The sequence below is a fragment of the Providencia sp. PROV032 genome (genome assembly GCF_028484875.1).
Lineage (GTDB): Bacteria > Pseudomonadota > Gammaproteobacteria > Enterobacterales > Enterobacteriaceae > Providencia > Providencia rettgeri_E.
This window is the reverse complement of record NZ_JAMPSX010000004.1, coordinates 137228-160843: the sequence shown is the minus strand read 5'-3', so window position 1 is coordinate 160843 and position 23616 is coordinate 137228. Positions and strand designations below refer to the sequence as shown.

29 protein-coding genes are annotated in these 23616 nt (G+C 43.6%); 2 read left to right on the top strand and 27 right to left on the bottom strand.

The window, feature by feature from the left end; all coding sequences use genetic code 11:
- Positions 1-14: 14 nt before the first annotated feature.
- From PSF42_RS03805 to PSF42_RS03690, 24 genes are all read right to left on the bottom strand, one after another.
- On the bottom strand, positions 15-1112 hold the full coding sequence (locus PSF42_RS03805) for a phage late control D family protein (protein ID WP_272679486.1): 1098 nt from the start codon (positions 1110-1112) through the stop codon (positions 15-17).
- Positions 1109-1555, bottom strand: coding sequence for a phage tail protein (locus PSF42_RS03800; RefSeq protein ID WP_048606826.1), 447 nt, complete (start codon positions 1553-1555; stop codon positions 1109-1111). Before PSF42_RS03800 ends, PSF42_RS03805 begins: the two co-directional genes overlap by 4 nt.
- 2 nt (positions 1556-1557) lie before the next feature.
- Complete coding sequence (locus PSF42_RS03795; protein WP_272679485.1) at positions 1558-4416, bottom strand: phage tail tape measure protein; 2859 nt, start codon at positions 4414-4416, stop codon at positions 1558-1560.
- Positions 4409-4528 carry a GpE family phage tail protein gene (locus tag PSF42_RS03790; RefSeq protein ID WP_036962273.1) on the bottom strand — a complete coding sequence of 40 codons (120 nt, stop codon included), beginning with the start codon at positions 4526-4528 and terminating at the stop codon, positions 4409-4411. Before PSF42_RS03790 ends, PSF42_RS03795 begins: the two co-directional genes overlap by 8 nt.
- Positions 4529-4542: 14 nt before the next feature.
- The gene (locus PSF42_RS03785; RefSeq protein ID WP_272679484.1) at positions 4543-4851 is read right to left on the bottom strand and encodes a phage tail assembly protein; all 309 of its coding nucleotides are present in this window, start codon (positions 4849-4851) and stop codon (positions 4543-4545) included.
- Between the two features lie 9 nt (positions 4852-4860).
- Entirely contained in the window at positions 4861-5376 is a 516-nt protein-coding gene (locus tag PSF42_RS03780; RefSeq protein WP_036962042.1) for a phage major tail tube protein, read from the bottom strand.
- A 2-nt stretch (positions 5377-5378) separates the two neighbouring features.
- Entirely contained in the window at positions 5379-6551 is a 1173-nt protein-coding gene (locus tag PSF42_RS03775) for a phage tail sheath protein (RefSeq protein ID WP_166687183.1), read from the bottom strand.
- A gap of 123 nt (positions 6552-6674) precedes the next feature.
- On the bottom strand, positions 6675-7295 hold the full coding sequence (locus PSF42_RS03770) for a tail fiber assembly protein (RefSeq protein WP_272679483.1): 621 nt from the start codon (positions 7293-7295) through the stop codon (positions 6675-6677).
- A complete protein-coding gene (locus tag PSF42_RS03765) occupies positions 7295-9037 on the bottom strand; it encodes a phage tail-collar fiber domain-containing protein (RefSeq protein ID WP_272679482.1) in 1743 nt (580 codons plus the stop codon). Before PSF42_RS03765 ends, PSF42_RS03770 begins: the two co-directional genes overlap by 1 nt.
- Positions 9034-9645: a phage tail protein I gene (locus PSF42_RS03760; RefSeq protein ID WP_198634951.1), complete on the bottom strand. Its 612-nt coding sequence runs from the start codon at positions 9643-9645 to the stop codon at positions 9034-9036. Before PSF42_RS03760 ends, PSF42_RS03765 begins: the two co-directional genes overlap by 4 nt.
- On the bottom strand, positions 9638-10549 hold the full coding sequence (locus tag PSF42_RS03755; RefSeq protein ID WP_272679481.1) for a baseplate assembly protein: 912 nt from the start codon (positions 10547-10549) through the stop codon (positions 9638-9640). The genes PSF42_RS03760 and PSF42_RS03755 overlap by 8 nt, the downstream gene beginning before the upstream one ends.
- Before the next feature lie 2 nt (positions 10550-10551).
- Positions 10552-10893: a GPW/gp25 family protein gene (locus tag PSF42_RS03750; RefSeq protein WP_036962053.1), complete on the bottom strand. Its 342-nt coding sequence runs from the start codon at positions 10891-10893 to the stop codon at positions 10552-10554.
- Positions 10890-11513 (bottom strand): phage baseplate assembly protein V, encoded by a 624-nt coding sequence (locus tag PSF42_RS03745; RefSeq protein ID WP_272679480.1) that lies wholly within the window; start codon positions 11511-11513, stop codon positions 10890-10892. Before PSF42_RS03745 ends, PSF42_RS03750 begins: the two co-directional genes overlap by 4 nt.
- Positions 11514-11516: 3 nt before the next feature.
- A complete protein-coding gene (locus PSF42_RS03740) occupies positions 11517-11900 on the bottom strand; it encodes a hypothetical protein (RefSeq protein WP_272679479.1) in 384 nt (127 codons plus the stop codon).
- Between the two features lie 88 nt (positions 11901-11988).
- Positions 11989-12606, bottom strand: a complete 618-nt coding sequence (locus PSF42_RS03735) for a phage virion morphogenesis protein (RefSeq protein WP_272679478.1) — start codon at positions 12604-12606, stop codon at positions 11989-11991.
- Positions 12603-13031 carry a phage tail protein gene (locus PSF42_RS03730; RefSeq protein WP_117161999.1) on the bottom strand — a complete coding sequence of 143 codons (429 nt, stop codon included), beginning with the start codon at positions 13029-13031 and terminating at the stop codon, positions 12603-12605. The genes PSF42_RS03735 and PSF42_RS03730 overlap by 4 nt, the downstream gene beginning before the upstream one ends.
- Positions 13015-13566 carry a DUF2570 domain-containing protein gene (locus PSF42_RS03725; RefSeq protein ID WP_272679477.1) on the bottom strand — a complete coding sequence of 184 codons (552 nt, stop codon included), beginning with the start codon at positions 13564-13566 and terminating at the stop codon, positions 13015-13017. Before PSF42_RS03725 ends, PSF42_RS03730 begins: the two co-directional genes overlap by 17 nt.
- Positions 13563-13970: a structural protein gene (locus PSF42_RS03720; RefSeq protein WP_272679476.1), complete on the bottom strand. Its 408-nt coding sequence runs from the start codon at positions 13968-13970 to the stop codon at positions 13563-13565. The genes PSF42_RS03725 and PSF42_RS03720 overlap by 4 nt, the downstream gene beginning before the upstream one ends.
- Entirely contained in the window at positions 13963-14268 is a 306-nt protein-coding gene (locus PSF42_RS03715) for a phage holin family protein (RefSeq protein WP_036962068.1), read from the bottom strand. Before PSF42_RS03715 ends, PSF42_RS03720 begins: the two co-directional genes overlap by 8 nt.
- Positions 14269-14271: 3 nt before the next feature.
- Positions 14272-14475 carry a tail protein X gene (locus PSF42_RS03710; RefSeq protein ID WP_036962069.1) on the bottom strand — a complete coding sequence of 68 codons (204 nt, stop codon included), beginning with the start codon at positions 14473-14475 and terminating at the stop codon, positions 14272-14274.
- The gene (locus PSF42_RS03705; protein WP_166685278.1) at positions 14472-14948 is read right to left on the bottom strand and encodes a head completion/stabilization protein; all 477 of its coding nucleotides are present in this window, start codon (positions 14946-14948) and stop codon (positions 14472-14474) included. The genes PSF42_RS03710 and PSF42_RS03705 overlap by 4 nt, the downstream gene beginning before the upstream one ends.
- Before the next feature lie 88 nt (positions 14949-15036).
- A complete protein-coding gene (gene gpM, locus PSF42_RS03700; RefSeq protein WP_244061646.1) occupies positions 15037-15693 on the bottom strand; it encodes a phage terminase small subunit in 657 nt (218 codons plus the stop codon).
- 3 nt (positions 15694-15696) lie between these two features.
- Positions 15697-16791 (bottom strand): phage major capsid protein, P2 family, encoded by a 1095-nt coding sequence (locus PSF42_RS03695; RefSeq protein ID WP_272679475.1) that lies wholly within the window; start codon positions 16789-16791, stop codon positions 15697-15699.
- Positions 16792-16803: 12 nt separating this feature from the next.
- Positions 16804-17631 carry a GPO family capsid scaffolding protein gene (locus tag PSF42_RS03690; protein WP_272679474.1) on the bottom strand — a complete coding sequence of 276 codons (828 nt, stop codon included), beginning with the start codon at positions 17629-17631 and terminating at the stop codon, positions 16804-16806.
- Between the two features lie 175 nt (positions 17632-17806).
- Between PSF42_RS03690 and PSF42_RS03685 the strand changes: the two genes are divergently transcribed.
- Together PSF42_RS03685 and PSF42_RS03680 are read left to right on the top strand one after the other, a co-directional pair.
- The gene (locus PSF42_RS03685) at positions 17807-19564 is read left to right on the top strand and encodes a terminase ATPase subunit family protein (protein WP_272679473.1); all 1758 of its coding nucleotides are present in this window, start codon (positions 17807-17809) and stop codon (positions 19562-19564) included.
- On the top strand, positions 19564-20601 hold the full coding sequence (locus tag PSF42_RS03680) for a phage portal protein (RefSeq protein WP_272679472.1): 1038 nt from the start codon (positions 19564-19566) through the stop codon (positions 20599-20601). Before PSF42_RS03685 ends, PSF42_RS03680 begins: the two co-directional genes overlap by 1 nt.
- Before the next feature lie 587 nt (positions 20602-21188).
- On the opposite strand, the gene PSF42_RS03675 is transcribed toward PSF42_RS03680, so the two are convergent.
- From PSF42_RS03675 to PSF42_RS03665, 3 genes are read right to left on the bottom strand one after another with little or no spacing between them, the layout of a single operon-like run.
- Positions 21189-22103: a hypothetical protein gene (locus PSF42_RS03675; protein WP_272679471.1), complete on the bottom strand. Its 915-nt coding sequence runs from the start codon at positions 22101-22103 to the stop codon at positions 21189-21191.
- A gap of 12 nt (positions 22104-22115) precedes the next feature.
- On the bottom strand, positions 22116-22763 hold the full coding sequence (locus PSF42_RS03670) for a hypothetical protein (RefSeq protein ID WP_272679470.1): 648 nt from the start codon (positions 22761-22763) through the stop codon (positions 22116-22118).
- 32 nt (positions 22764-22795) lie between these two features.
- On the bottom strand, positions 22796-23578 hold the full coding sequence (locus PSF42_RS03665) for a TIGR04255 family protein (protein ID WP_272679469.1): 783 nt from the start codon (positions 23576-23578) through the stop codon (positions 22796-22798).
- Between the last annotated feature and the right edge of the window lie 38 nt (positions 23579-23616).

Here is a 23616-nt window from a genome sequence, read left to right as displayed (position 1 = left end):
TACAGTCTAAAAAATTATTCGTCAGCTATATCTAAATCCGAGATTTTCACCTCTAACTCTAATGCGGTTGTAAAACCGCTGTCATTCAGTGAATGAACGACTCGCGTTAATGTCCAGTCCGCGTTATCAATTTCGGGTTTAAATCCGCTGACGGTGACAGGCATTTCAGGGTAGAGATCTGCGCGGCCTACTGCCAATTGAATCGAAAATGACGCTACACCACGTTGGATTTTTTCCCAGTTGGCTTTTGCGGCTCGAGCGGCGTTTTCTTTAGTCGCGTAAGTATGAGAAAGCGTCAGGACGTTCCCTTGTTCGCCGGCTAAATATTCCCCTTGTTTTTCTTTCGGTTTGGCGGGTTTTGCAGGTTGTTTGCTTTTTCGCTTACGTTTTACCGTCACTGTTTTTTTCTTTTTCGGCTCACGTGTGTCAAGCCAGTTAGCAATAACACCGGTGTATGCACCACGATCGGCCAGTGAAAAATGGTGTCCGTCACCCACTGAGCGGGTGATATGCATCGTTTGAATCGATTGTCCAGTAGCGGTGAGCCCTTGGCCTTGTTTCATAAACAGTAAATTCCCGTTTTTAACCGCGACGATTGCCCCCTCGGATTTCGCCACTCGTGTGAGAAATGAGCCGTCCGATTCGTTGGTTTGGTCGATATGAGCGAGTTTAATTTTATCTAATTTTTCATCAATGACAGGCTTCAGCTTGTTTCGCTCGGCCAAAGTTCGCACGATATCGCCAAGTGTTTTTTGGTGGTAGGACTGTTCGCGCTTGACGTTTAAGGTATCGCGAAAGTCCGCACTACGCCCGCGGATCGTGAGCTTATCTGGCACGCCGCTATGTTCAACCTCATCAACCGTAAACGTCCCCTTGTAGATCAGCGGTTCGTTTTTCCAACCAAGATGCAATGACAGGGTTTCACCTCGCTTTGGTAAGGCGAGTTGTCCGTCGCTATCATCTAGCTCAATATCTAATTGGTCAGCTTCAAAGCCGCGATTGTCCGTCATGGTTAATGACATTAAACGCCCCTGAATTAGACTATTAATATTTTCACCACCGGCTGCAAGCGCAAATGCAGGGGTTAGTTCATCTTTGGTTAAAAAACTCATAGCGGTAAGGCTCCGCGAATATCATTGAGCTGCTGACCTAGATCGCCAAACATTTGAGACAGCGATTCATCCGTGCGTTTTAATTTCAGCGTAAAATCAATTTTTCTGGCTGAGCCATCATCAAAAAAAATACTTTTCGATTGGGTGATTTCTTCAATCACAAACATACCGTAAATGGTGCCTGAGCCATCAATCAACGACCATGCTTTTCCCGTTTCTGCCATTTGCTCCAATACCAGCAATGACAGTCTGCCGCCAGTCAGTGACGGGAATAATGAGCCACTTAATGTGATATCGTCATTATCAAGGCCGATAAATTGAACTGAGGGGCGCTTGCCGACACGATTATTCACCCCATAACGGTATTTTTGGTTAATTTGCATCATCTGGTAAGGCGTTGTATTTAATTGAAAGACAAACAAGCCCAGTGCTGCCATTGCCATAATTAATCGTCCTCGCTGTCTTGATACCGACTCAGTCGTCTTGCCTGTTCACGCCGTTGGTTTTGCTCTAATTGTCTAGCAACTTCTCTTGCAATATCGCTTGCTGACTGATTCGGTAATGGGTAAACATTGATAGTGACCGGTGCAGTATTTGCCGCATGATTGCTTTGGTTTATGTTTGTTGGTGCGGATTGATAGCTATTTGCGGGTAAAGCATAAGGATGGATGGGTTTTGCTGTCGCGGTCATAGAGCCCATGGTTAATGCCGCCGCAGCCAGCGCAGCGGTTTTTCTCCGGCTGGTTATATGAGCAGGGCCAGTTACTATTTCAGGGGCTTTTTCGCCGACAATGCCAAATTGTCCACGAGGGATAAATCCGCCATTGTCGAACATGCCCGCACTTTTCATACCGGCTTGAATAACGGTCACTTGTGACATGGCGCGGACAGTTTTGGTTTCATCTGAAAGCATCCAATCGGGTAATATGTTTGTGGCCATTTGCTTGAGTTCGGCAAATTGGGCTTTCAGTGATTCCCACTTTTCCAGAATGCCATTTTTCAGGCTATCAATGATCTCACCGCCAATTTGTTTAAAGCGTTCCGGTAAACCTTTAACATCCGCGACAATCTGCTCCCACTTATCAGAAATGGTTTTCTTGATAGTAGTCCACATGCTTAACGTAATAGCAACAATACTATCCCAATGTTGGTATATCAGCCCTGGTGTTGTCCAATTCAAAATAAAATATTTGGCCCATTCCCAAAATTGAGAAAACGTTTGTTTGACTGCATCCCAAACGACATTGGCATAGTTGGTGATTTTATCCCAATGAGGTGCAATGATGCCGACAATTGTCCACTTCATAAGAAAAGATTTGATCCATACCCATGTAGCGGAAAATATATTCTTAACTCCCTCCCATAAATTTTTCACGAAAGGTACGATTTTATCCCAATATTTATAAATCAGGTAAGCCGCGCCAGCGATCCCTGCGATAAATAAGATAATCGGGTTAGCTAATAGCGCACGGCCTAGCATCATAAATGCCGTTCCAATTAACTTAATAGGCTTAATCAGTAATGATAGAAAACCACTGCCTTTGATGCCTAATACGGACAGACTTAATTTCGCCATGGCGAGTGGTCCTATCATAGCTGCAATTGCTAATGAGATCCCTCCGAGAACTGACATCACAGCGCCGAACCCGAGTACAACTGCAGACGTCCATTTGATTATCTCAGGATTTTTTTTAGCCCAATCACCCACCTTCCTGATGATTGTGGTAATTTCATTGGTAATATCTCTTAGTGGCTGCCTAATATCGTCATAGATTGTGATTGCAACATCTTCAAATGCTGAAATCATATTTTTAAGATCGCCATCTAAATTATTAGCTTTTGTGTTGGCAACTTGGCTTGCGGTATCTTTTTGGTTTTTTAATTGGGAAATGTAAGCGTCAATCCGCTTTTCAGGGTCTATTTCACTTTGTTTATCCAGCAACTCAAGCATAGCTGCCGAAGCTTCTAAACCAAAAATATCTCCTACATAAGCCATTTTTTTTACGTTACCAATACCGCTGATGCCTTTTTTCTTAAATGCGGCTTGTAATTCTGAGAGCATGATAGGCATAGCCTTCATTCTGCCCGAGCTATCAGAGATTGATACACCAAGTTCCTCCAATGCCTCTCTGGCTGCTTTCGGCTGCCTTGCTAATCTCATTAATGACATTCGTAGCGCCGTTCCAGCTGTTGACGCTTGTATGCCCACGTTGCCTAATAAGCCTACGGTCGCGACCATGGATTCAAAATCTTGCCCTGCCGCTTGCGCGTTGGGACCAAGATACTTCATGGTCTCCCCTAGCATGCGTAAATCCGTATTTGATGTTGTGAAACCAAAGGTAAGGACATCAGCGACTCGTTTCATTTCATCAGCAGGGATTTTATAAGCACTTTGAATATTCGATGCGATATCGGCAACTTCTGCTAGCGAATCATCCATGCCTGCTGCCTTTGCTAAATCTAGCATTGATGGGATCGCTTTTTGAATTTTGTCAGGGTCATACCCAGCCATTGCAAGGAACCCCATACCACCGGCAACATCATTTGCTGTGAAACTGGTAGTTGCCCCTAGCTTCCTTGCCTGTTCCTTTAACGCTTTTAGTTCTGGTGATTTATCATCAAGCCTGGTCAACGCTTGTACACCGGACATCCCTTTTTCAAAGTCAAAACCAGCCGAAAGGGTTCGCTTGGCGCCATATAGAACACCAACTCCAGACATAGCCATACCCGCGCCGCTACCGGCCATTTTATTACGCACGCCCATGGCATTTTGATAGCTATTTTTTGCCGCAGACATTCGCTTTTCTTGGTTGGCTACCCGCTTTAGTTGCTGCTCTTGTTGCTGTAATCGCCGGCTTGTGCTGGCAATATCGCTATTTAATCTGACTTGCGCTTGGCTCAATTGGCGCGTTGAAATCCCACTACTTTTTAACGCTTCCCGTTGGCGCTGCAGTGAGGCACTCAGTGTACCGGTTTCAGCTTTGAGTTTTGCGGCCGCCGCTTTTGCGCGGTCAAGCTCCCGTGATTGGGCCCTCGTGGGATTTTGAACGGTGGATAATTCACGTGCGAGCCGGCTAACTTTGGCGGTAGCCTGTTGATACGCTTGACTGGCACTATCAAGGGATTGCTTGGTTTTCTTAAACCCGTCAATTTGCTTGGCTTGGTTGTTGAGCTCTTTGAGTTGTTGTTTAGATTGGCGGAGGGTTTCCGCCAATTTTTTATTTGACGCTTGGGCGCTCTTAAACGGTTTCGTAAATTTATCGACGGCGCTTAAAATCACCTGTAAACGTAAATCTTTACTCATCTTCTACACCGCTACGTTTAAGGGCGTGATAACGCCATTCTAATAATTCGGTTAGGGAAAATTCATCGGTGACAGCCGGTGACCAGTGAAAAATAGTGGCAATATCTGCCACTAAATCATTCACGGTTAATCGTTCTGGAAATCCATAGTCACCGACTTCGGTAACAAAAAAAGCACAAGCTCTTTGGTTAAATTCAGCATATCCGCTGGGTTCATCATGATTAATTCAGGTTTCGTCAATGCTGGTGCGGTGACGCGGGGTAATACCAACATGGCGGAATCTACATCCATTTCCATCAGCGCCGCTAAGCGAACACCACGCAATGCGCCAGAATTGGGTTTACGTACCACAATCTCTGTCACTGTGGTTGTTCCACGCGTGATGGATTCATCTAGCGTGACGGTGATTTGATTTTTTTCTACTGGTTCAGTCATTTACTTTTCCTATAAACCTAATGCGGCGCGTTGTTCTTCTAAACGATCAACACCATCAACTTTTTCAATCATATTAAGTAAATCAATCTCAATGAGCGTTTCACCATCCCAAATCAGTTTGTAATACGTGGCATTAAAAGGCGCTTTGACTTGGGTGTTTTCACCGGCCTTGCCATTACCAGAGTCAATTTCACTGAATCGACCACGTAACACGACCTCAACGGCGGTGTATTCTTTGGTATCTTGGCGTTGATAAGCGCAATTGAGGCGCAACATCACACCATCAATTTGAGTGATACCCCATTGCTTATAAAGCTGGGCTTCTAAGCCCCCGAAGGTTAATTCGGCTGAGAGAGCATCATCTTCTAAGCCCATATCAATTTTGACGCCGCCATTCATGCCGCCGCCGCGATAGGTTTCAAATTTACGGGTGATTTTCGGTAGCGTGATTTCTTCAATACGCCCCATATAGCTTTCACCCTCATTGAATAAATTTAAATCTTTAAGTTTGCGTGGTAAGGCCATGATTACCCCTTAATTTTTGAGCCAAAATCCAATAAATAGCGGTCGGTAATACGCTGACGTAACAGTAAGTTTTCCAGTGGGGGTACGGCTGTATAGTCATAATCAATGTATAACTTGCCGCTTTTCAGCTCTTCTTTGGTGTTAACGTCTGGATCGAACCAACATTCACCGCCTAACAAATAGCCTTGCGTTGTCATGCTGCGCAGTTTTGCATTGATACTTTCGATAATGTCACGAGCCAGTGAAGGGTTAAGCGTACCGTCAATTGACCAGTCCAACCCCTCAGCGATGGTGTCGGATAACACCTGCGCGGTGCGGGTGTAGGACTCAAAGGCAAACAACGGATCATCAGAGCAAGTACGGGAGCCCCAAAACTTGAAGCCGTTATTGCGAATTAGCGTGGTGATATCGTTTTCGTTAAGTAAGCCGGCATCGGTGGCAGGGTCTTGTAAATCCCATGACACATCGGCAGAAATGCCCGTTACACCATTAACGCCAACGTTAGACAAGGTTTTATGCCAGCCAATTTCATTATCAATTTTGGCACGTAAGCCCAAGGCACACGCGGTGGCGTAGATATTACTCTCTGCATTCGCGACGGTATCCCAACTTTGGAATTCAGGCCAAATCAACATTAATTCACGTTGATTAAAGTTTTTACGGTAATCAATGGCATCTGAAATAGTTTTACTGCCATAGGCGCTAATATAAGCCATGGCTCGCATTTTTTGCGCGATACCGGCGAGCGTTGATGAAACCGCCTGTGTATCATGAGCCGGTACGGCTAGAATGCGAGGCTTAACGCCTAAACGGCCTTGCGCCACGGTTAATGCTTGTAAGCCAGTTTTGCGGCCATCGGGCGTGGTGCCACCAATAATATTGGATGTGGTTTCTGCTTCGCTTTCGCCTTGTTCAACACGTACAACCACGGTAACCGGTTTTGATTGGTTACCGATAGCATCCAGTGAGCGTGCAAGCGTACCAGTCTCACCGGCTTTACCAGCTGCATTTTTAACGTCAGTGATTAAAACGGGGGTATTGAGTGGAAAGGCTTTTGCGTCTGCATCATCGGCAGTACACACCATTCCGACAATGGCGGTGTTGATGGTGCGAATAGGTCGCGTGCCTTCGTTGAGTTCAATCACTCGCACGCCGTGGTGATAATCTTGAGCCATTACTAGCGTCCTCTATTTTGCAATAGCTCAATTTTGGGTTCGGGTTAACGCAAATGCACGAAATGGGGATTGTGTGAGGGATGAAACAAAGCCCCATTGGCTGGGGCTCAGAATAGATTAATGTTATTCAGGTTTCTCAGGCCAATCAATATTTGGTGCGAGTGAAGTATCAACACGGTTTAACAAGACACGGTATGTTTTCCACGCTGTTAATTTTGCTTGGTAATCGTCATCATCAAGACCGACTTCAATGGCATCTTGTAAATATGTGATAGTGGTATTCGCTTCCTCTAATCGCTGCGCCTTTTCCTGCTCGGCTTGTGCAACTAATGACGCTTTTTGTGCCTCGGTATCTGTTACCCATTTTTTGCCGTTCCACTTATCAAATTCTGTTTTCGGCTCTAAGAGAGTTAGCGTATCGGGCAAATCGCCAATAAAATCAATTTCAATCGGTTGGCGGGTTTCTGTGCTGTAAGCCGTTTTCCCTCTGTTATCGGTGACAATTTCCCATTTGGAGCCATCTTTACTACGCACCACCGCGAGACCTGCTTTTGTGGGTAATTCTGGTGCATCAATATAAGCACCAGCGGATACACTCACATCAAAATAAATATTCTCCATGCTTGCGTTTAAATATTCGCGCGTTTGTGGGTCTGCAATATAGACTTTAATCCAACCCGCTTTTGTTGCTAAGCCATTTTCGCCAATTTCGGCTTGTTCAATATCTAAATTATAATTTTTCATTATGCTGCTCTCACGATATATAAAAATGCGATGTTGCGGGGACGGTTTTCATTTGCCGTTGGTACTTCAAGAGATGCATCAAATTTGAGATTATAATATCCTCCTCCATCCCCTCGTAAGCCACCTTTTCCACCTGCTCCCTTTGTAAATACCCCGTTAATGCTCGCATCATTAGTTAAGAAACCTTGGTTTGATGAGTGACCAGCTTCACCTGTAATATTTCTAATCGCATCACCTTGAGTTGATAGAACTGTACGATTTGCATCAACACCACGGCCGTAATCGAGTCCGCGAATAAATTCAGCGCGCAAGTCTGGCAATGAACCAGAGGGATATGCCGAGGCTAACAATGGGTAGGTTGTTTTATTGAACGCTTGCCCATTACAAACTAAAAAGCCAGTTGGCGCAGCAGGTAGTGGCCAAGGTATTGGTGAACCCACAGGGTAATCACTTAACATGTCAGAAGAACTGATATCTCTTAAATTACCGTTTCTATCTTTTTTGGTGTTTTTTGTTGTGTAGTGTGTATTAAATGGTGTTGTGTTATCAGCGCCCGCCAACAAACTAAAGCGACTAGTGACATTTCCTGATGTATCTATGTAGATCACACCGCGACGATCTTTTCGGTACGCAATTTGCACTCCTGTACCTAATCGAGGGTAGCCATCTGCCCTTGCAGCAACATCATCTGAGTAAGCAATAAACCTACTTTCTCCGCTTGCCCCATGACGTTGGTCATTCGCTGCCCCTAAGCCAAAATCCCCCTCTAATACTACAGTTCCAGATCTGTTTGGAATATTGACTACAGCTTTATTACTACCTGACGCAGATCTGTCAATAATACCAAGAAGTGCATTGTTCCCAGAGGGCCTTGACTCCAACAGAAGATAACTTTCGTCAGATCTAGTTAACGCGATTCCTGCGAAATCATTAACTCCACCAACGGTGACCCTCGCGTTTTTAATTTTAAGTGGGCCTTCTATCTCCCCACCAATTTTATCAAATTTCCCATCTAAACCCTCTTTAAGCGCTGCGTTGGTTGCATAGTCGCCCGCAGGGGCATAATTTCCTTTAGGTTGATATCTGCCGTCTGATTCAATTTTTGAATAGCTGTACCCAATTACGGCAAGTTTACCAATTTCAGTAGTGAACAAATGCAGACTAGGCACTTTATCGTTATCGTTGCCTTTCTGGCCTGAAATATTCGCTTTATCGAATTTTTTATTTAAATCCAGTTTGGTTTGCGCTGATAGTGCATCAATTTTTTTGTCCAGCACTGTGATTTCAGTATTCACATACTCGCGAGTTGCCAGTACAACTGACGGGTCAATTTTTAATGTGACCGATTCAGTGTGACTGACAATTAATACCATTCGGATAGATTGCGTACGACCTGAACCTTCCTCTAATTGAGGTTTATACGTCTCGGGGCAGTTTGCTACCGCAATTAAATTACCGGCTTTATCAAATAATCCAATCTCGCGTATCCACCAACCGCCGTCTTTTTCAGGGATAATTTGCTCTGCAATGATTTGATTTTTATTTTGTTCATCAATAAACAGCGTATTAATGGCGGCTCGGCGCTGTTCTTTGATCAGCTTAGTTTGATTGGTATCTGGCGTTGGCAAACTCCCGCCACCATCGCCCACCGCCATGTGTGTTAATTCAAGTTTTGTGCCTAGCGCTGTCGCTTGGGCTAATAAGTTCTCACCTAATTTTGTGAGTAAGGCAAAGTATTTCATTGTGGATTAATCCTCATTTCATCAATTAAGTGAATAGCCGCACCTTGAACATCAAGGCCAGAAACAGAAATTAAAGGCGGTGTATACGCATAAACAGTCAACGAGTCACCGGTGTAACTGGATGCCGCGCAATAAAATTCACCGCGGGTTTCTAGCTGAATAGTGAGCCCGACTAAATGACGGCTCGCCGGCTTGGCATCAAAAATCAAGGCTTCTAACTCTTGATACATTTCCTCAGTAATACCGGTTTCCAGTACCCCAATATCAAGGCGAAACGTACCGGCGGTTTCGTTGGTTTTCCACCACTCAATCACACGGATTAAATAACCCAACGGCTCAACCACACGGCGCAATGCACCAATGGTGCCCTTGTGTTTATGAATAAACATCGCAGCCTTAACCGCATCACGCTTGGCTTTTTCTGTCCAGTTTTTATCCCACCGGTCAACGCTGAACGCCCACGCCAGATACGGCAGTAAATGCACGGGGCATTTATCAGGGTTCCATAGAATGCGAATCGGAATAGGCACGCGCTCAATCTGTGCCAGCGATTCAGCCGCCGCAAGCTCTAACGGTGATGAGCCGACAGGTAATAAACGATTATTCATCTGAGCCCCCTAATGCCACATTAATTTGTGTGCAGAAGCTAGCCTGTGTTTTATCCAATTTGATATCTGCAACCGGCTTTTTCAGTTCCACGCGTTGTACGCCTTGAACATGCAAAGCGGCATAAATGGCACTAAGGACAATGTCACGGCCTAGCCGGTGCTGTTGTGTCGCATAGCGTTTCACTTGTTCTTCTGCCGCCGCCATAATCGGTTCGTATTCAGGTGAGGGATAACAGTAAATCACCGCGTTGATTTCATAGTTAACGATAGTTGCTGATTGCACGGTCACGCGATCTGCAACCGGCCTAACATCCTCATCGTTTAACGCAATATCGACTTTCTCAATTAAATCAGCCGGTGCGCTGCCGTTCCCCTCGCGGGATAAAACCGTAACCGTGACGTGAGCTGGTAATGGGCTAATCACAGAAGCGTCAGAAACCCGACCATCAGCGCTACGAGCATGATATTCATAACTGCCAATCGGGCCAGCTACGCTTAACGCTTCGAAAGCGGCCGGTATACGCATGCGTAAATTGGAATCTGACTCATACACCGGTGCAATCGGTGGGATGGCGCTTTCATCACCCTCCGAAAGTATCAAGCGTTTCACGTTGTTGTTGGCCGCGAGTTGGTCAAGGTCGGCACCAGTGGCAAAGGCCACCATGCTTGCGCGAGCCGCTTCATTGACGCGCTGACGTAAAATTAATTCACGGTAGCAATTTTCTTGTAATAATTTAGTGAGCGGCTCAGATTCTAATTCCAATGTACGGGCGATGGCTTCCCGTTGTTCTGCTGGCATCGCACCAATTAGTGCGGCTTTACGCTCGGCAAAGAGCACCTCATAATCTAACGTTTCAACCACATCCGGTGCGGGTAATAAACTTAAATCAATACTGGCTGCCATCGTTACCTCACATTGACCGAAAAATTAAGTGACTGATTGGTGTCTTGGTTTGTGGCTTCAATATCCACAATCATCTGCGCAGCCTCGGTGCTATTTAGGCTAATGCGAGTTAATAAAATGCGGGGCTCCCATTTCAACAATGCGGTGTAGCACGCTGACATTAACTGCAATTTCAGCGCGGGATTTTGTGGCTGGTCGATAAGTTCTGATAATAGCGAACCATAATTTCGCCGTGCGATGCGTGAGCCAATAGGCGTGATCAAGATATCGCGCACGGATTGGCGTATATGCTCAATATCGGAAAGGCACTTTCCATTTTCTCGACTCATACCGCAATATCTCATTGGGGTTTTCCTGTGGATTCTCCGCCGCTACGTACACCGCCATGAGTATGATCATGCAACGTAATACCATTGGATTTAATCGCGCCGCCGGTGTGTGTAAAATTACCCGTCATTTCACCGCCCTCAGTCACATTGAGCGTGGCGCAAGTCAGATTTTCCGAACAAACTACCGTTGGTGTGGTGAGATTAATTTGTTTACTTGCATTGACGATAACCACATTTGTTGTGGCATTAATTTGTTCGCTGGCGTCAATTGTGGCCGTTTTAATCCCTGTTGCGATTAATGCACCAGTGGCGGGTTCATATTCAATAATTGCCCCGTCTGAATAGGTTCGGTGGTCTGCTGTGAGTGAACTGGTCGGCTCGGCATGTTCATTGGAAAAGATACCGGTTAGCACAAATGCCGTGGTAAGTTCGCCGCCTAAAGCAAGGATAAGAACTTGCTCACCCACGCTAGGTGCATTCATCGTGCGAGTGCTACCAGCTCGTAAGGTGATCCAATTTAGCCAGTCGGTTTCTAGCTCACCAGTTTTAACACGACACCCTTTTTGTGCATCAACATTAGTCACAGTGCCAGTGCGGATCAGGTTTTTGATTAGGCGACGAATCTCGGCAGACATAGTTTATTTACTCGCTGCCTTGACTGCCGACAAAAGCACACCGCGAGCCAACCCTTGCCAAAAACACCAAAATACAAAGAGTGGCACGACAACCCACTGACTTGTTATGAATAGGATAATCACGCCGATCGCTGTCAATAAAATCACCGTTCGATAAATCCATTCATCAAGCGGTATGAGAAGCTTTTCGAAGCCCTCAAAGGTATATTCATAATCTTTATTGGATAAAAAAGGCGTGAGAGTAAAAAATAATTTAAAGCCGTGAAGTGAAATGTACGTATTGATGATCACCACAGAAATATAGTTACCTACGCCCGTATCAAAAAAGATAACCAGTGAGTAAATAATGATAAATAGAGTAGGAATTAGCGGAATGTATTTGCGCATGGCAACCTCAAAAAAATGATTTTCTTAAGCGTGCCATTGATAGTGTATTGATTGCAGCTACTGCCTTTTGTGCAGTCGGTGATACACATTATCGTGAGAGGAAATCAATAATCTGACTTTCAATATGCCTGATTTCTTGCGGTGTGAGCCCTAATAACTGGCGAGAGGGGTAGGTGATTTTTGTATTGCCAATACGCTCTGTTAAACCAAACTGGTGTACACCGGCAATATTTGCTGCGGAAGGTAAAAAATAAATGACAGCTTCTTTATCGCTATTATAGGCGCGTAAAAAACGGGCGGTGGCCAGTTTTTTAAACATGCGGGTTTGCTTGGTTTTGCGCTCTGTACTGATTTTATCTTTCTTGATACTGATATAGCGCTGAATATCTGACTTACGAAATGAGCGCTGCGCTTTTTTATTCGCATCTTGGCCAGTGATTGTTTTGCTATTACCTCGCCAGTTCCGTAAGGTACGTTTTTGGCCATGCCACATAAATTGGATTTCACGTTGTACCGTGATGAAATTCGCTTTGCGTTTGGTATATGGGCTGCCATCCGGATTTTTTTGTTGTGAAATGCGCTTAATTTGAGAACGGCGTAAATCGCGAGTGATTTCTTTAGCGAGCTGCCGGCGCTGGCCTTGCGACATGCGATGTAATAAATGCGTTAATTCACTGTCAAGTTGACGCAAAGTATCATCATTCATCGTGTCGTTGGCCATTCATTAAACGGGTTGGCCGGCTCAGGGGTAGCCTCAATCACATATTTGCCGTCGTTATCAATCGCTAATACACGCTCGGTGAGATTTAAATCAATACTGATGTGGGCGGTTTTGTTATCTAAAATCACCGCCTCAAATCTAAAATCTTGTTGCCGCTTTGCGGGGTTCGCTGAAATATCGGATTGATTTTTTCTTAGCCAATCATTGACTACTGCAATTAAGACATTTTGGTCACCACTATAGCGCTCAATAATAATATTAGCGGTGTATTCATATTCAAAACTGGGCGTTTCTTCTAACGTGGAAATAATCCGCCCGTTTTCAACAAACAAGTATAAATTTTCGGGGTTATCTTTGAGAAATGGAATTTTGCTATCTAAATATTCCCGTAAGTTAGTGAGCTTTTTCACGGTTCCGTTCCTCATCAAATAACTCAATCGCACTCAGTTGAATATTGGCAGTTTCTAAGGCTGCAAGTAAAGGGTCAACCATCAAAGCCAAATCGCAATAAGTTAGAACCCGTCCGGTAGAGGCGGTGGTACTTGCTGGGTGAGTGTTTTCGGAATGGGAACGCATTGCGTTTGCACGGATACGGTAGGCGTTGTCGAGCACCCGATCAGCAAGATACTTAGGCACAGGTAAATCACACGTTGGCTCGTTTTTAAGAATGGTTTTATATTCAATTTTTCTTTCCTCGGCGGCGGCGCGTTGAATAATACCGCGACGATAGGCATCACCCGCGATTTGATTTGCACGGTGAAAACTTAATGATTGGTCAGAAATCAGCGCGGTTTTTTTATCAACGTCTAACGAAAGTTGTTGGTTTTCTGCCGTGAGAATGCCGACTCGTTCATTGAGCCGGTCTATTTTTTTGAGACCTTGCCAGCTGGCGAATATGACACCGGCGACAAGGAATAATGCGAAAGTGATTACCCATTTTTTCATATCAACGAGTATGCCTCTTGCATTTCTTTGATGCCCCAAGGCTGTTGGCCTGCGTTTTCGACGCGGGTAATCGCATCAGCCAAGGAGAATAAAACATCAGGCTGCATAACTGAAACGCAATCATCAGGGCTTACATTCAACTCTTTAGCCACTCGTTGAATATATCCCTCAGTGTTATTTTCCACTGGCGGTGCGTAACGATTGATGATTTCTCTAACTGAGCATAAGCGGTGCTTTTTCTCATAGGTACGCATGATAATGAATAGCGCACGATATCCCCATTTTGGGGCAATAAAACGGCAAAATGATTTATCTGTTTGCTCTTGATGCAGCCCTTGCCATTTATCGCCAAGGCGAATATTGCCCGGATTATTGTTGCGTATGCCGCGTGGTACGTTAGACATGTTTTCCTCCAGTAAAGCGTGACCATAAATAGGAAAGTCCGATACTTCCCATCGCACCAAATACACCGGTGGTGAATAGGGTGATATAAATGCTCTGATTGCCCTCAATACAGAGCAATCCGCCTAACAACCCGACAAAGCCGGAAACGACCATTTGCATAAAAGCCGCAAACCAGCTCCACGGGGCATTATTCGTTTTAACGTCAATGATGTATCTCACAACACCTCCCCACATTGAAATGAAGAGCATTAATAACCACTGTGCGATACCGAAACTGTTCGGATCTTTATCAAACATGTATCAATCCCATAGCTGTATAAGTGGCTGTACCGGCTCTTCGGTAATTTCAGGTAACTCAATCAATAGCCCCGCAGGTAGCACCGCGCCTTGTTCGGCAAGATTGGGATTCGCTAACAAAACAGCTTCGGTCATGCCTGTCGTTCTGCCGTAAAATCGCCAACATATCCCGTCTACGGTGTCACCTTTTATCGTTCTGGTTTTCATATCAACTCAACAATATTGTGTGTCGTGCCCTTGATGCGCTGAATTGCCCAGATAGCATCACGCTGTAAATCATCAATATTCGTCTCTAAGGCATCGGCTTTTTTGCTGCCGTTTGGGGTTGTATCAATATCGCGGTAACGTTCGATTAAGTTTGCTTTTGCCGCGCTGAATACGGCACGGCGATAAAGGATCACTAATTCCGATACGTCAATCTCCCCATGCGTAATTTTGCTGGCCGGAACTGCGCCTAACGTTGTATAGCCCAAGTGGATTTCTTGCTGTTGAAAGCGGGATAATTCACGGTTGGTTTCGATGATGGCGTTTTTTAAGGCTTCAATTAATCGACTTTGGGTGACCGTACCGTCAACTCGCATTGATTCCCGAAATGCATGGGTATTAATCGCAGGCCAAAAATCACCACTGGTGATAGTTTCGTCTTTTTCGTTAGCGGGTTCGGGTGAAACAAAATCCATAAGGTCACCTTAAAAATAGGTAGGCGGTGGGCGAGAGTTCGAAAAATAAATTTCTTATCTCGCGCCGCCTTGCGCGTTGGCACGTTCTTTATTCATCAGCCCTGTTTTTTGCTGACAAAAACTTTTCAATATTCTTAATATCCTGCTTAACTCCACTGCGCTCATTGAGCTCAAGGGCACGCATTAATTCACATAAAGCCGGTTGCGGAAAATCATTATCGCGCAAGCTGTAACCGAGCCATTTATGTAGCTCGGCGCGGACTTTATCGGGCATATCTTCATGCTCAATTAATGCCATGGTGCGCTGCAAGATATCCAATGGAATGGGATTTTTTGCGGTATAGGCTTCTTTGGCTCTATCTCCCATTTCTTCGGCAATAGCACAACCGGTTGTGCGGGATTGGCCTGACGGCATGGCGAGCTTGTGTTTTAATGCATACTCCGCAATATCAAGCCCTTGTGCGTACAAACCCGCGTCAAAACTCCACAACATGAGATACATCAGCACATCATCTTGAACGCCTGAATTGCCTTTTAATGTTTCCGTGATCCACGTTTCGTATAGCGGTAAGGCTTTACGTTTGTACGCGGCTTTGCGTTCAAATGATTGAGTTTTACCTAAATCCCGCATATGTTGGCGTAACATCAATTTGACTTGTGTTGCTGCCGAGGGGTCAGCAAGAACGCCATAGGCGCTGACGTTCTTGGCTTCAACCTGCATGCGTTTTCGTTCCCACGGATTCACAGCTTATTCTCCGGTTGGCGCGTCTTTTACTTCGTCCGGCTCAGTAGGCTCCGCCGGTTTTCCAGACGTCAGCTCAATGTTTTCAATCAACGCCACACAGTCGTAATCTTCAACAATGTAATCTTCATTCACTGATTCGTAGTTTTCGATACGGTCACGTTTGGCATTGTCCACCACTTGACGGCGGCGTGATTCGATTTGCCAGTAGATAGATAAATTATCTAATCGTGTGATAAGCATTCCATTTTTCGGGAAATAAGGAACACGTACCGCCGGCAATCCACCGAGGCGTTTTTGGCTGATAATCACATCCGCAGCTAACGCCTCGGTATTGGCTTGATCACGATTGACGATTGGGAAATATTTATCGGCTAAAAGTGAGCGGCCACAGATAACGACTAAATCGGTATCGTCGGCGTACACTTCTGAAATCGCGTGGTCAACGGCTTGCATAACCAGTGCATCAAGGTTTTCATAATCTTCACCTTTACCTACTTTGATTGGCTCAGGGGTGATTTTGTTGGTGTCTTTATCCGTTGAAGAACCTAAAACATGTTCAGGGGCTTCAAGGCGAATTTTATGTAACCAACCGACATTCACGTCTTGCAGGAGTTTATTGACTTCGCGGTTTGAGGTTGCAGCACGAAGTGTCCCGTTAAAGCCAATCATGATACGGTCAAGGGCTTGACGCTGAATAATGGCATCGCGGATACGGCGCTGGAAATCTTCAAACATTGCCCACATATCCAGTTTTTCATAACGAATAGCGGTATCGAAGTTTGTTTGACGGCAGTGATAACCTTGTTTGGCTAATTGAGTTGGGTCAGTCGGTTCGCGGTCTTGTTTGGTGGTGTCCGTCGTGCCGGCAACCGTTGAGCCAATGCCGAGACCGATTTTTTCGCCCACTTGGTCTTTGACAGGCACAATATTAATTTTGGTCAGAAAGACGGCGCTTAACTGAATTTTGCTTTCCAGTTTTTGGGCTGCCGAAGGCTCAATTTCCACTTTTGAATCTGTGAATTCGTGTGGCTGAACACCGTAAATCTCACCAAGGCGGGTCATGTAACCGTTAAATTTAACTTTTGTTTCTTTTCTCATTATTATTCCCGTTTAGCAATCAGTCAGGTTTTCGGTGTTGGTTGTATTTCCACCAAAAGATGTGGGGCGGTGTTGCTGATTATCTTGTTGGCTTAAATCTTTTTTGAGTTGGTCCAACTCGCTGCGCAGGGCTTCATTTTCTTGCTTGATACCCGATAGCGCTTTAACTTGTGTTTCAAGCTGAGTCAGCTTTTGTGCAGTTTCAGTTTGCTCTTCCGCGCAAAGCTCTACCGCTTGGTGAATGTCATTGAGTTCAACATCATTGCGCTGACGTTCGCGACTGAATTTCGCCATGATGCGATCTTTCAAGCTGGGTTTTTCTGGTTTGTTTTCTTCTTCGGTAAATTCAATCACCGTTTCTTCCGCCGCCGTAAAGACGTTATCTTTATCTTGCTTGCGTTCTGAGAAAGTCGCGGTTTTATCTGCACCCGCGCTAAATTCCAACATGCTCGTGCCAAGGCTGGCAGGGTTATCCGTGACAGCTAAGCCCACCAAATAGGCTGAATTCATATCGGAAAAATTAGGGTTAATTTCAACGGAGGTATAAACCTTTTGACGCTTACGATTCATCTCAATTAATGAATCTGTTGGTGATAAAATCCCGTATAGAGCAAGCTTACCTTTCAGAGCACCTTCACTGATTTCTTCTGTGTAAACAGACTCCACATCTCCAAAGCGCGGCATCCATTCATAATTTAGATGCTCCATGTTGATCCGAGCACCATAAACGGATGGGTCGTAATTTTTGGCAATATCAGTGAGCCATTGGCGCTGCACTTTACGTCCATCGGTTGTGGCTCCCTCAACACAAAGGCGCACAGGTTTAGATTTTTTTGTCATTGCTCAGGCTCCGGCAATTAAATTTCATACGTAGATAAATTTCATGCGTAAATAAAAAAATAATGAGCCTATGTTTTCAGGGATGGGGGCTAAGAAACAATGCTTTGCCATTGTGTGGGAAATGGCACAACGGCAGCTCGGGGCGATTGGGCGTGTGAGCCAGTAATCTGGCGACATGAAAACATTACACGATTTTGACCCAAGAAAACGCGCGATGCACCTGTATTTTAACGGGTACCGAATTGCGCGTATTGCTGAAATCCTCAAAGAAAAAGCTGCCACTATCCACAGCTGGAAACGGCGCGACAAATGGGATGAGATTACCCCCGTTGAGCGCGTGGAAATGACGCTGGAAATGCGACTTTGTACGCTAATTAGCAAAGAAAATAAAGAGGGTAAAGACTTTAAAGAAATTGACTTGCTTTACCGGCAGGTCGAACGACACGCCAAAATTCACAAGTATCAAAACGGTGGCAATGAGGTTGATTTGAACCCGAAACTGGCCAATCGCAATAAAGGTGAACGCCGCGCCCCTGAGAAGAATTTATTTAGCGAAGAGCAGATTGAAAAGCTGGAAGAAATCTTTCGTGAAAATATGTTTGCGTACCAAAAGGTTTGGTATGGTGCCGGCCATAAGCACCGTATTCGTAACATTTTAAAATCACGCCAAATCGGGGCGACTTACTTTTTCGCTCGTGAAGCTTTTATGGATGCGCTCATTACCGGTCGAAACCAGATTTTTTTATCGGCCAGTAAAGCGCAGGCACACGTATTCAAAGGCTACATCATTGATATGGCGCGAGAAGTGGATGTTGACTTAAAAGGTGATCCAATAGTTTTACCTAATGGGGCGACAATGTATTTTCTTGGTACCAATGCCCGTACCGCGCAGAGTTACCACGGTAATTTGTATCTTGATGAGTATTTCTGGATACCCAAATTCCAAGAATTACGCAAAGTCGCCTCCGGTATGGCTATGCACAAAAAATGGCGTCAAACCTACTTTTCGACCCCATCGGCACTGACCCACAGCGCGTATCCGTTCTGGTCAGGCAAATTATTTAATCGTGGTCGCCGCAAAGGGGATCACGTTGAGGTGGATATCAGCCACCAAGCGTTAGTGAATGGCATGATGTGCGGTGATGGTCAGTGGCGGCAAATTGTCACCATTGAAGATGCCATGCGGGGCGGCTGTAATTTATTTGATATTGACCAGCTCTATTTAGAATATAGCCCTGATGAATTTGAAAACTTGCTGATGTGTGAGTTTGTCGATGATATCGCGTCCATATTCAACTTGCAGTTAATGCAAAAATGCATGGTAGACAGTTGGGAAATATGGGACGACGTTCAACCGTTAATGATACGCCCCTATGCTTTCCATCCCGTTTGGATTGGTTATGACCCCGCGAAAGGCACTCAAAATGGCGATAGTGCCGGCTGTGTGGTGATTGCGCCACCGTTACATAAAGGCGGTAAGTTTCGCATCCTTGAACACCATCAATGGCGTGGTATGGATTTTCGCGCACAATCGGACGCGATAAAAGAACTCACCGAGCGTTACAACGTGCAATACATCGGGATTGACTCTACGGGTATTGGTCACGGAGTCCTACAAAACGTGCGGGAATTCTTCCCTGCTGCAAAAGAATTTGTCTATAACCCTGCATTAAAAAATGCCCTAGTCCTTAAGGCCTATGACGTGATTAGCCATGACCGCCTTGAATATGACGCGGGAAGCAATGATATCACCCAATCTTTTATGGCCATTCGCCGTGCGACCACTGCCAGCGGCAACCGCCCAACATATGAAGCAGACCGCAGCGAAGAGGCCAGCCATGCTGACTTAGCGTGGGCAACCATGCACGCCCTTTATAACGAACCGATCACCGGTGAAAATCACAATCAACATAATATCGTCGAGGTCTTTTAATGAGCCGTAAAAATAAAAAACGCCAATCACAAATACTGGCACAAAAAACCGACAGCGCATCAATGGAAGCATTCACTTTCGGTGACCCAATCCCTGTGCTTGATAAGCGTGAAATTTTTGATTATTTGGAATGTGTGCAAATTGATAATTACTATGAGCCGCCAATTAGTTTTAACGGCCTTGCTCGCACGTTCCGTGCAGCCCCACACCATAGCAGCGCAATTTATGTAAAACGTAATATTCTCACCAGCACATTTATACCCAATAAATATTTAAGTCGTCAGACGTTTGATAGCTGGGCATTAGATTTTTTACTGTTTGGTAATGGGTATCTTGAAGAACGAAATAACCGGTTAGGACAATCACTGAATTTTAAACATTCGCCGGCTAAGTTTACCCGCCGCGGTGTTGATCTAGAAACTTACTGGTTTGTGCAATATGGCTACGATATTAAACCGTATGAATTTCAAACGGGTAAAGTGTTTCACTTGATTGAGCCGGATATTAACCAAGAGTTATACGGCTTGCCTGAATATCTCGCGGCAATCCCGTCCGTACTGCTCAATGAATCGGCAACGCTATTTCGCCGTAAATATTATCTCAATGGTTCGCATGCCGGTTATATTCTGTATATCAGTGATGCAGCACAAAAAACCGATGATGTTGATAAAATTCGTGAAGCACTCAAAAGCAGTAAAGGACCAGGGAACTTTCGCAATTTATTTTTGTACGCACCAGGGGGAAAGAAAGACGGCATCCAAACTATTCCGCTTTCCGAAGCTGCTGCAAAAGATGAATTCCTTAATATTAAAAATGTAAGTCGTGACGATATGTTAGCGGCACACCGCGTGCCACCACAAATCATGGGGATCATTCCTGAAAATGTGGGCGGCTTTGGTGATGTTGAGAAAGCGGCAAAAGTATTTGTGCGCAATGAGTTGATGCCGTTACAAAGTAAGATGATGCAATTGAATGATTGGTTTGGTGGGGAAATTATAAAGTTTGAAAAGTATTCTCTGGACTTAGAAGACGAATAATATCACGCGTAAATTCAATGATACCGCCCACTGAGGCGGTATTTTTTTGCCCGTAGGTAGGTGATCTCGATGCCCTAAATAATAATAGGACCCCACTGTATTATACCAAACCTAACTCACCAAGACGAATCCGCAATAAATTCCCCCCATCAAATAGCGATTTAAACGCACTATACGCTACCACAAAGCGTGCAAAATTAATTGCTATCTAGTTATAGAAATTTGATTTTAACGCTGTGACGGCTCGGAGATTTTGCGGACGGATATTTAACAATAAACACCTCGCCGCGCAATCGTAGCCCCGCCACGCCTGCCCACTAAATAGGTCGGTTTTCATGCACCTGCAAGAGATCTCCTGAACAGCGCCAGTGGTGGTGCTTCACACGGGTAACGATCCTTTTTTGATCTTGCGAATTTGGGCGGAAAAATGCGAAATTATGAGGTAATTTTAGAAAATAAAAAAACCGTCATGACGACGGCTAATATGTTTAATTCATGAATGTTTAAGTAAATTGAATACTATAATGATGGATAACCTACATTGACGCTATAAACTAGTGCTGATATTTCCGTCATATAATAAAGACTTAAAAAACTGAAATTTTTAAGCTTTTACTCCCAATAAATTCTGATGGTAAAGGTGAAGGCTCATCCTCTGAGTCATGTTTGGAGCTATAACTAAAATATTCGAGAGAAAACCGCTTAAATTTACGTTCAATTTTCTTAGTAAACTGATCTTCTGATATTAAATCTATAGAATTAACTTGGATACCTTTTGCTAACAAAATTGCGTTTTTCAGTTTTTCTATCATCTTATCTGATATTCTATCATTACGAATTTGTCTTAAACTGACTGCTTCTGGCACAGCAATCAATATGTCAGTTGTATATACTTGTTCTTCTGGTAATTCATCGTCCGTATGTAGATTAATATAAACTCCAGAACAAAATTTACTAAAATTTTCATCTTTCCACGTGGAATCCAATGCTCTTTGACATTTTTTATCTATCCTATGCCCAAAAGAATCTGGAAATGTCGCTCTACGATAACGCTCTGCTATCCAATCAAGAAGTATATTTTTAGCATTGCCTTGCCACGTTATATTTGGTGACGGGGTTGATTCTTGTAATAGTTTTTTTCTACAAACCTGAAAAAAACTCAATGCTGTGATTTCTATATAGGATTCATGACCATCAACTTGGATAGGTAAATGAATTTTTCTAGGGTTTTTAGCATGTTTAAAATTATTATCGGCTTCGCAAGGTATACCCAATATAATCTGCACCCAAGGCTCTTTTTCCAAAGATGGCTCAATCAATGCACAGTCATATAATACTGGAATTAAATATACTGTTTCATTTCCCTCGCAAAACAGTTTTAGTTTCAGAGGCAACTCATCAATGATGTTGGTAAATTTCTTTAGTTCAACAAACGTTCCTCTTTTCCATCCTGAGCTTACTAAACTATCACGATCAATACCAACATCATCAATATCACTCATTACTACTATTCCTTAACTAAACAAGTCTGCTCTAACTGCAAAACCATCTAATTCTCCGTAAACTTCATCATAAGCCTTTAACATAGAATTTAAATCTAAATTTTTAGCTGTAAATGTTTCACGTAAGCTTTTATTCGAAAATCGACCAAATAATAACTTTGAAAAATATCGACTATGCTCTGAACGAAACTCTTTTGAGAACTCAGCTAAAATATTAAGTCTATCCTCTGCTTCTGATTTAATTTTACCCTCAGGATTATTACTCCAATTGTACAACGTTTTCCTACCAACATTTAGTATAACGGCCCATTGGGCTGTTTTAAAACCAAACAGTTGGCGCAACTCTTCGCTCTTTTCTGCTGGAGAGTCTGATAGCGATGAAATTTCTTTTACCCAGCTTTCTGTTGTTACAGTTTTATCTACTAAATTTTTGTCACTGTAAAATGTATTAGGTTCTACCCTAGATGAATGTATATTAGATAGCGATGTAAACGCCATTAACCCACTAAGAATCAAAGCTAACAGGCTTATCCCTACAAAATTACTTTGAGCCGCAGGAGCGATTATAAAATTCCACCCTCTACGTGAGCTATTAGTCTCAATATTCAGAGAGGTTCTATTTCTTTTTACATAAACAAAATCGTTTGTATTACTTGTCATGTGCCCTCCAAAATATAGAATAATTTACAACATTAATTTTCATTTTTAGTTATATTTTTATATGCTCGATTAGCCGTATTCCTCAATATACTCATATTATTAATTATTTCATCAACATTTATTTCTTTTGATTCACCTTCTCCAGATGAAAGATTAACATCAATATCAATGTGAGCAACAGGCCCTTGAAGTACCTTAGGTTGAGTTATGATATCAGAAGCTACCTCCATTAATTCGGGTGGTAGAATATCACTATCAATGACTATTCCTGTATTTAAAGTCACAGCAACCCCTGTACTCATATCTAAATAATTAGATAACATATTACTGCCAGCTCTAGGCCAATCACATACTCTCGGTTGTAAAAATTCAGAACGAGTAATCTCTTTAGAAAACTCATATTCATTGTCATATTTTATTTTATTAACGTATCTCATTCCCAGAAATGAATAAAATGAAATATCAAACTGCTCAATTAGGGAATATAATATTTTTTTGACACGTTCGCTTATATCAGAATAATTCTGATATTTCCTCGTGTGCACTACGAAAAAATCAGGAGCCACACGCACACCATAATCTTTGTTTGGTGACAGTAACGTAACCATAGGGACTTCAAAATGAGTTACTTCTGGTTGCCCATTATTAATAACATTCATATTCATTTTAAAGGCCTTTATATGCATCATTGGTGCAGTAATATAGTCTTTCCTTAAATTATGGGCAAAGTGGCCTATCTTCTCTAAGAAAACACTGTCTGGAATTCTACCGAACTCCACTTTTACTAGCATATATACTAATCCGTAATCATCCATTCTCAACACCTCATAAGTAATGCACACATTATAGCATC

Bases quoted from the DNA above. Each gene is read 5' to 3' on its own strand.
- PSF42_RS03680 (WP_272679472.1), top strand. From the start codon at position 19,564: ATGAGCCGTAAAAATAAAAAACGCCAATCACAAATACTGGCACAAAAA.
- PSF42_RS03755 (WP_272679481.1), bottom strand. From the start codon at position 10,549: ATGGCAGCCAGTATTGATTTAAGTTTATTACCCGCACCGGATGTGGTT.
- PSF42_RS03735 (WP_272679478.1), bottom strand. From the start codon at position 12,606: ATGAATGATGATACTTTGCGTCAACTTGACAGTGAATTAACGCATTTA.
- PSF42_RS03665 (WP_272679469.1), bottom strand. From the start codon at position 23,578: ATGGATGATTACGGATTAGTATATATGCTAGTAAAAGTGGAGTTCGGT.
- PSF42_RS03725 (WP_272679477.1), bottom strand. From the start codon at position 13,566: ATGAAAAAATGGGTAATCACTTTCGCATTATTCCTTGTCGCCGGTGTC.
- PSF42_RS03715 (WP_036962068.1), bottom strand. From the start codon at position 14,268: ATGTTTGATAAAGATCCGAACAGTTTCGGTATCGCACAGTGGTTATTA.
- PSF42_RS03745 (WP_272679480.1), bottom strand. From the start codon at position 11,513: ATGTCTGCCGAGATTCGTCGCCTAATCAAAAACCTGATCCGCACTGGC.
- PSF42_RS03710 (WP_036962069.1), bottom strand. From the start codon at position 14,475: ATGAAAACCAGAACGATAAAAGGTGACACCGTAGACGGGATATGTTGG.
- PSF42_RS03705 (WP_166685278.1), bottom strand. From the start codon at position 14,948: ATGGATTTTGTTTCACCCGAACCCGCTAACGAAAAAGACGAAACTATC.
- PSF42_RS03720 (WP_272679476.1), bottom strand. From the start codon at position 13,970: ATGTCTAACGTACCACGCGGCATACGCAACAATAATCCGGGCAATATT.
- PSF42_RS03740 (WP_272679479.1), bottom strand. From the start codon at position 11,900: ATGCGCAAATACATTCCGCTAATTCCTACTCTATTTATCATTATTTAC.
- PSF42_RS03670 (WP_272679470.1), bottom strand. From the start codon at position 22,763: ATGACAAGTAATACAAACGATTTTGTTTATGTAAAAAGAAATAGAACC.
- PSF42_RS03750 (WP_036962053.1), bottom strand. From the start codon at position 10,893: ATGAGATATTGCGGTATGAGTCGAGAAAATGGAAAGTGCCTTTCCGAT.
- PSF42_RS03765 (WP_272679482.1), bottom strand. From the start codon at position 9,037: ATGAAATACTTTGCCTTACTCACAAAATTAGGTGAGAACTTATTAGCC.
- PSF42_RS03785 (WP_272679484.1), bottom strand. From the start codon at position 4,851: ATGACTGAACCAGTAGAAAAAAATCAAATCACCGTCACGCTAGATGAA.
- PSF42_RS03760 (WP_198634951.1), bottom strand. From the start codon at position 9,645: ATGAATAATCGTTTATTACCTGTCGGCTCATCACCGTTAGAGCTTGCG.
- PSF42_RS03770 (WP_272679483.1), bottom strand. From the start codon at position 7,295: ATGAAAAATTATAATTTAGATATTGAACAAGCCGAAATTGGCGAAAAT.
- PSF42_RS03690 (WP_272679474.1), bottom strand. From the start codon at position 17,631: ATGACAAAAAAATCTAAACCTGTGCGCCTTTGTGTTGAGGGAGCCACA.
- PSF42_RS03675 (WP_272679471.1), bottom strand. From the start codon at position 22,103: ATGAGTGATATTGATGATGTTGGTATTGATCGTGATAGTTTAGTAAGC.
- PSF42_RS03805 (WP_272679486.1), bottom strand. From the start codon at position 1,112: ATGAGTTTTTTAACCAAAGATGAACTAACCCCTGCATTTGCGCTTGCA.
- PSF42_RS03800 (WP_048606826.1), bottom strand. From the start codon at position 1,555: ATGGCAATGGCAGCACTGGGCTTGTTTGTCTTTCAATTAAATACAACG.
- PSF42_RS03795 (WP_272679485.1), bottom strand. From the start codon at position 4,416: ATGAGTAAAGATTTACGTTTACAGGTGATTTTAAGCGCCGTCGATAAA.
- PSF42_RS03780 (WP_036962042.1), bottom strand. From the start codon at position 5,376: ATGGCCTTACCACGCAAACTTAAAGATTTAAATTTATTCAATGAGGGT.
- PSF42_RS03775 (WP_166687183.1), bottom strand. From the start codon at position 6,551: ATGGCTCAAGATTATCACCACGGCGTGCGAGTGATTGAACTCAACGAA.
- PSF42_RS03695 (WP_272679475.1), bottom strand. From the start codon at position 16,791: ATGAGAAAAGAAACAAAAGTTAAATTTAACGGTTACATGACCCGCCTT.
- PSF42_RS03685 (WP_272679473.1), top strand. From the start codon at position 17,807: ATGAAAACATTACACGATTTTGACCCAAGAAAACGCGCGATGCACCTG.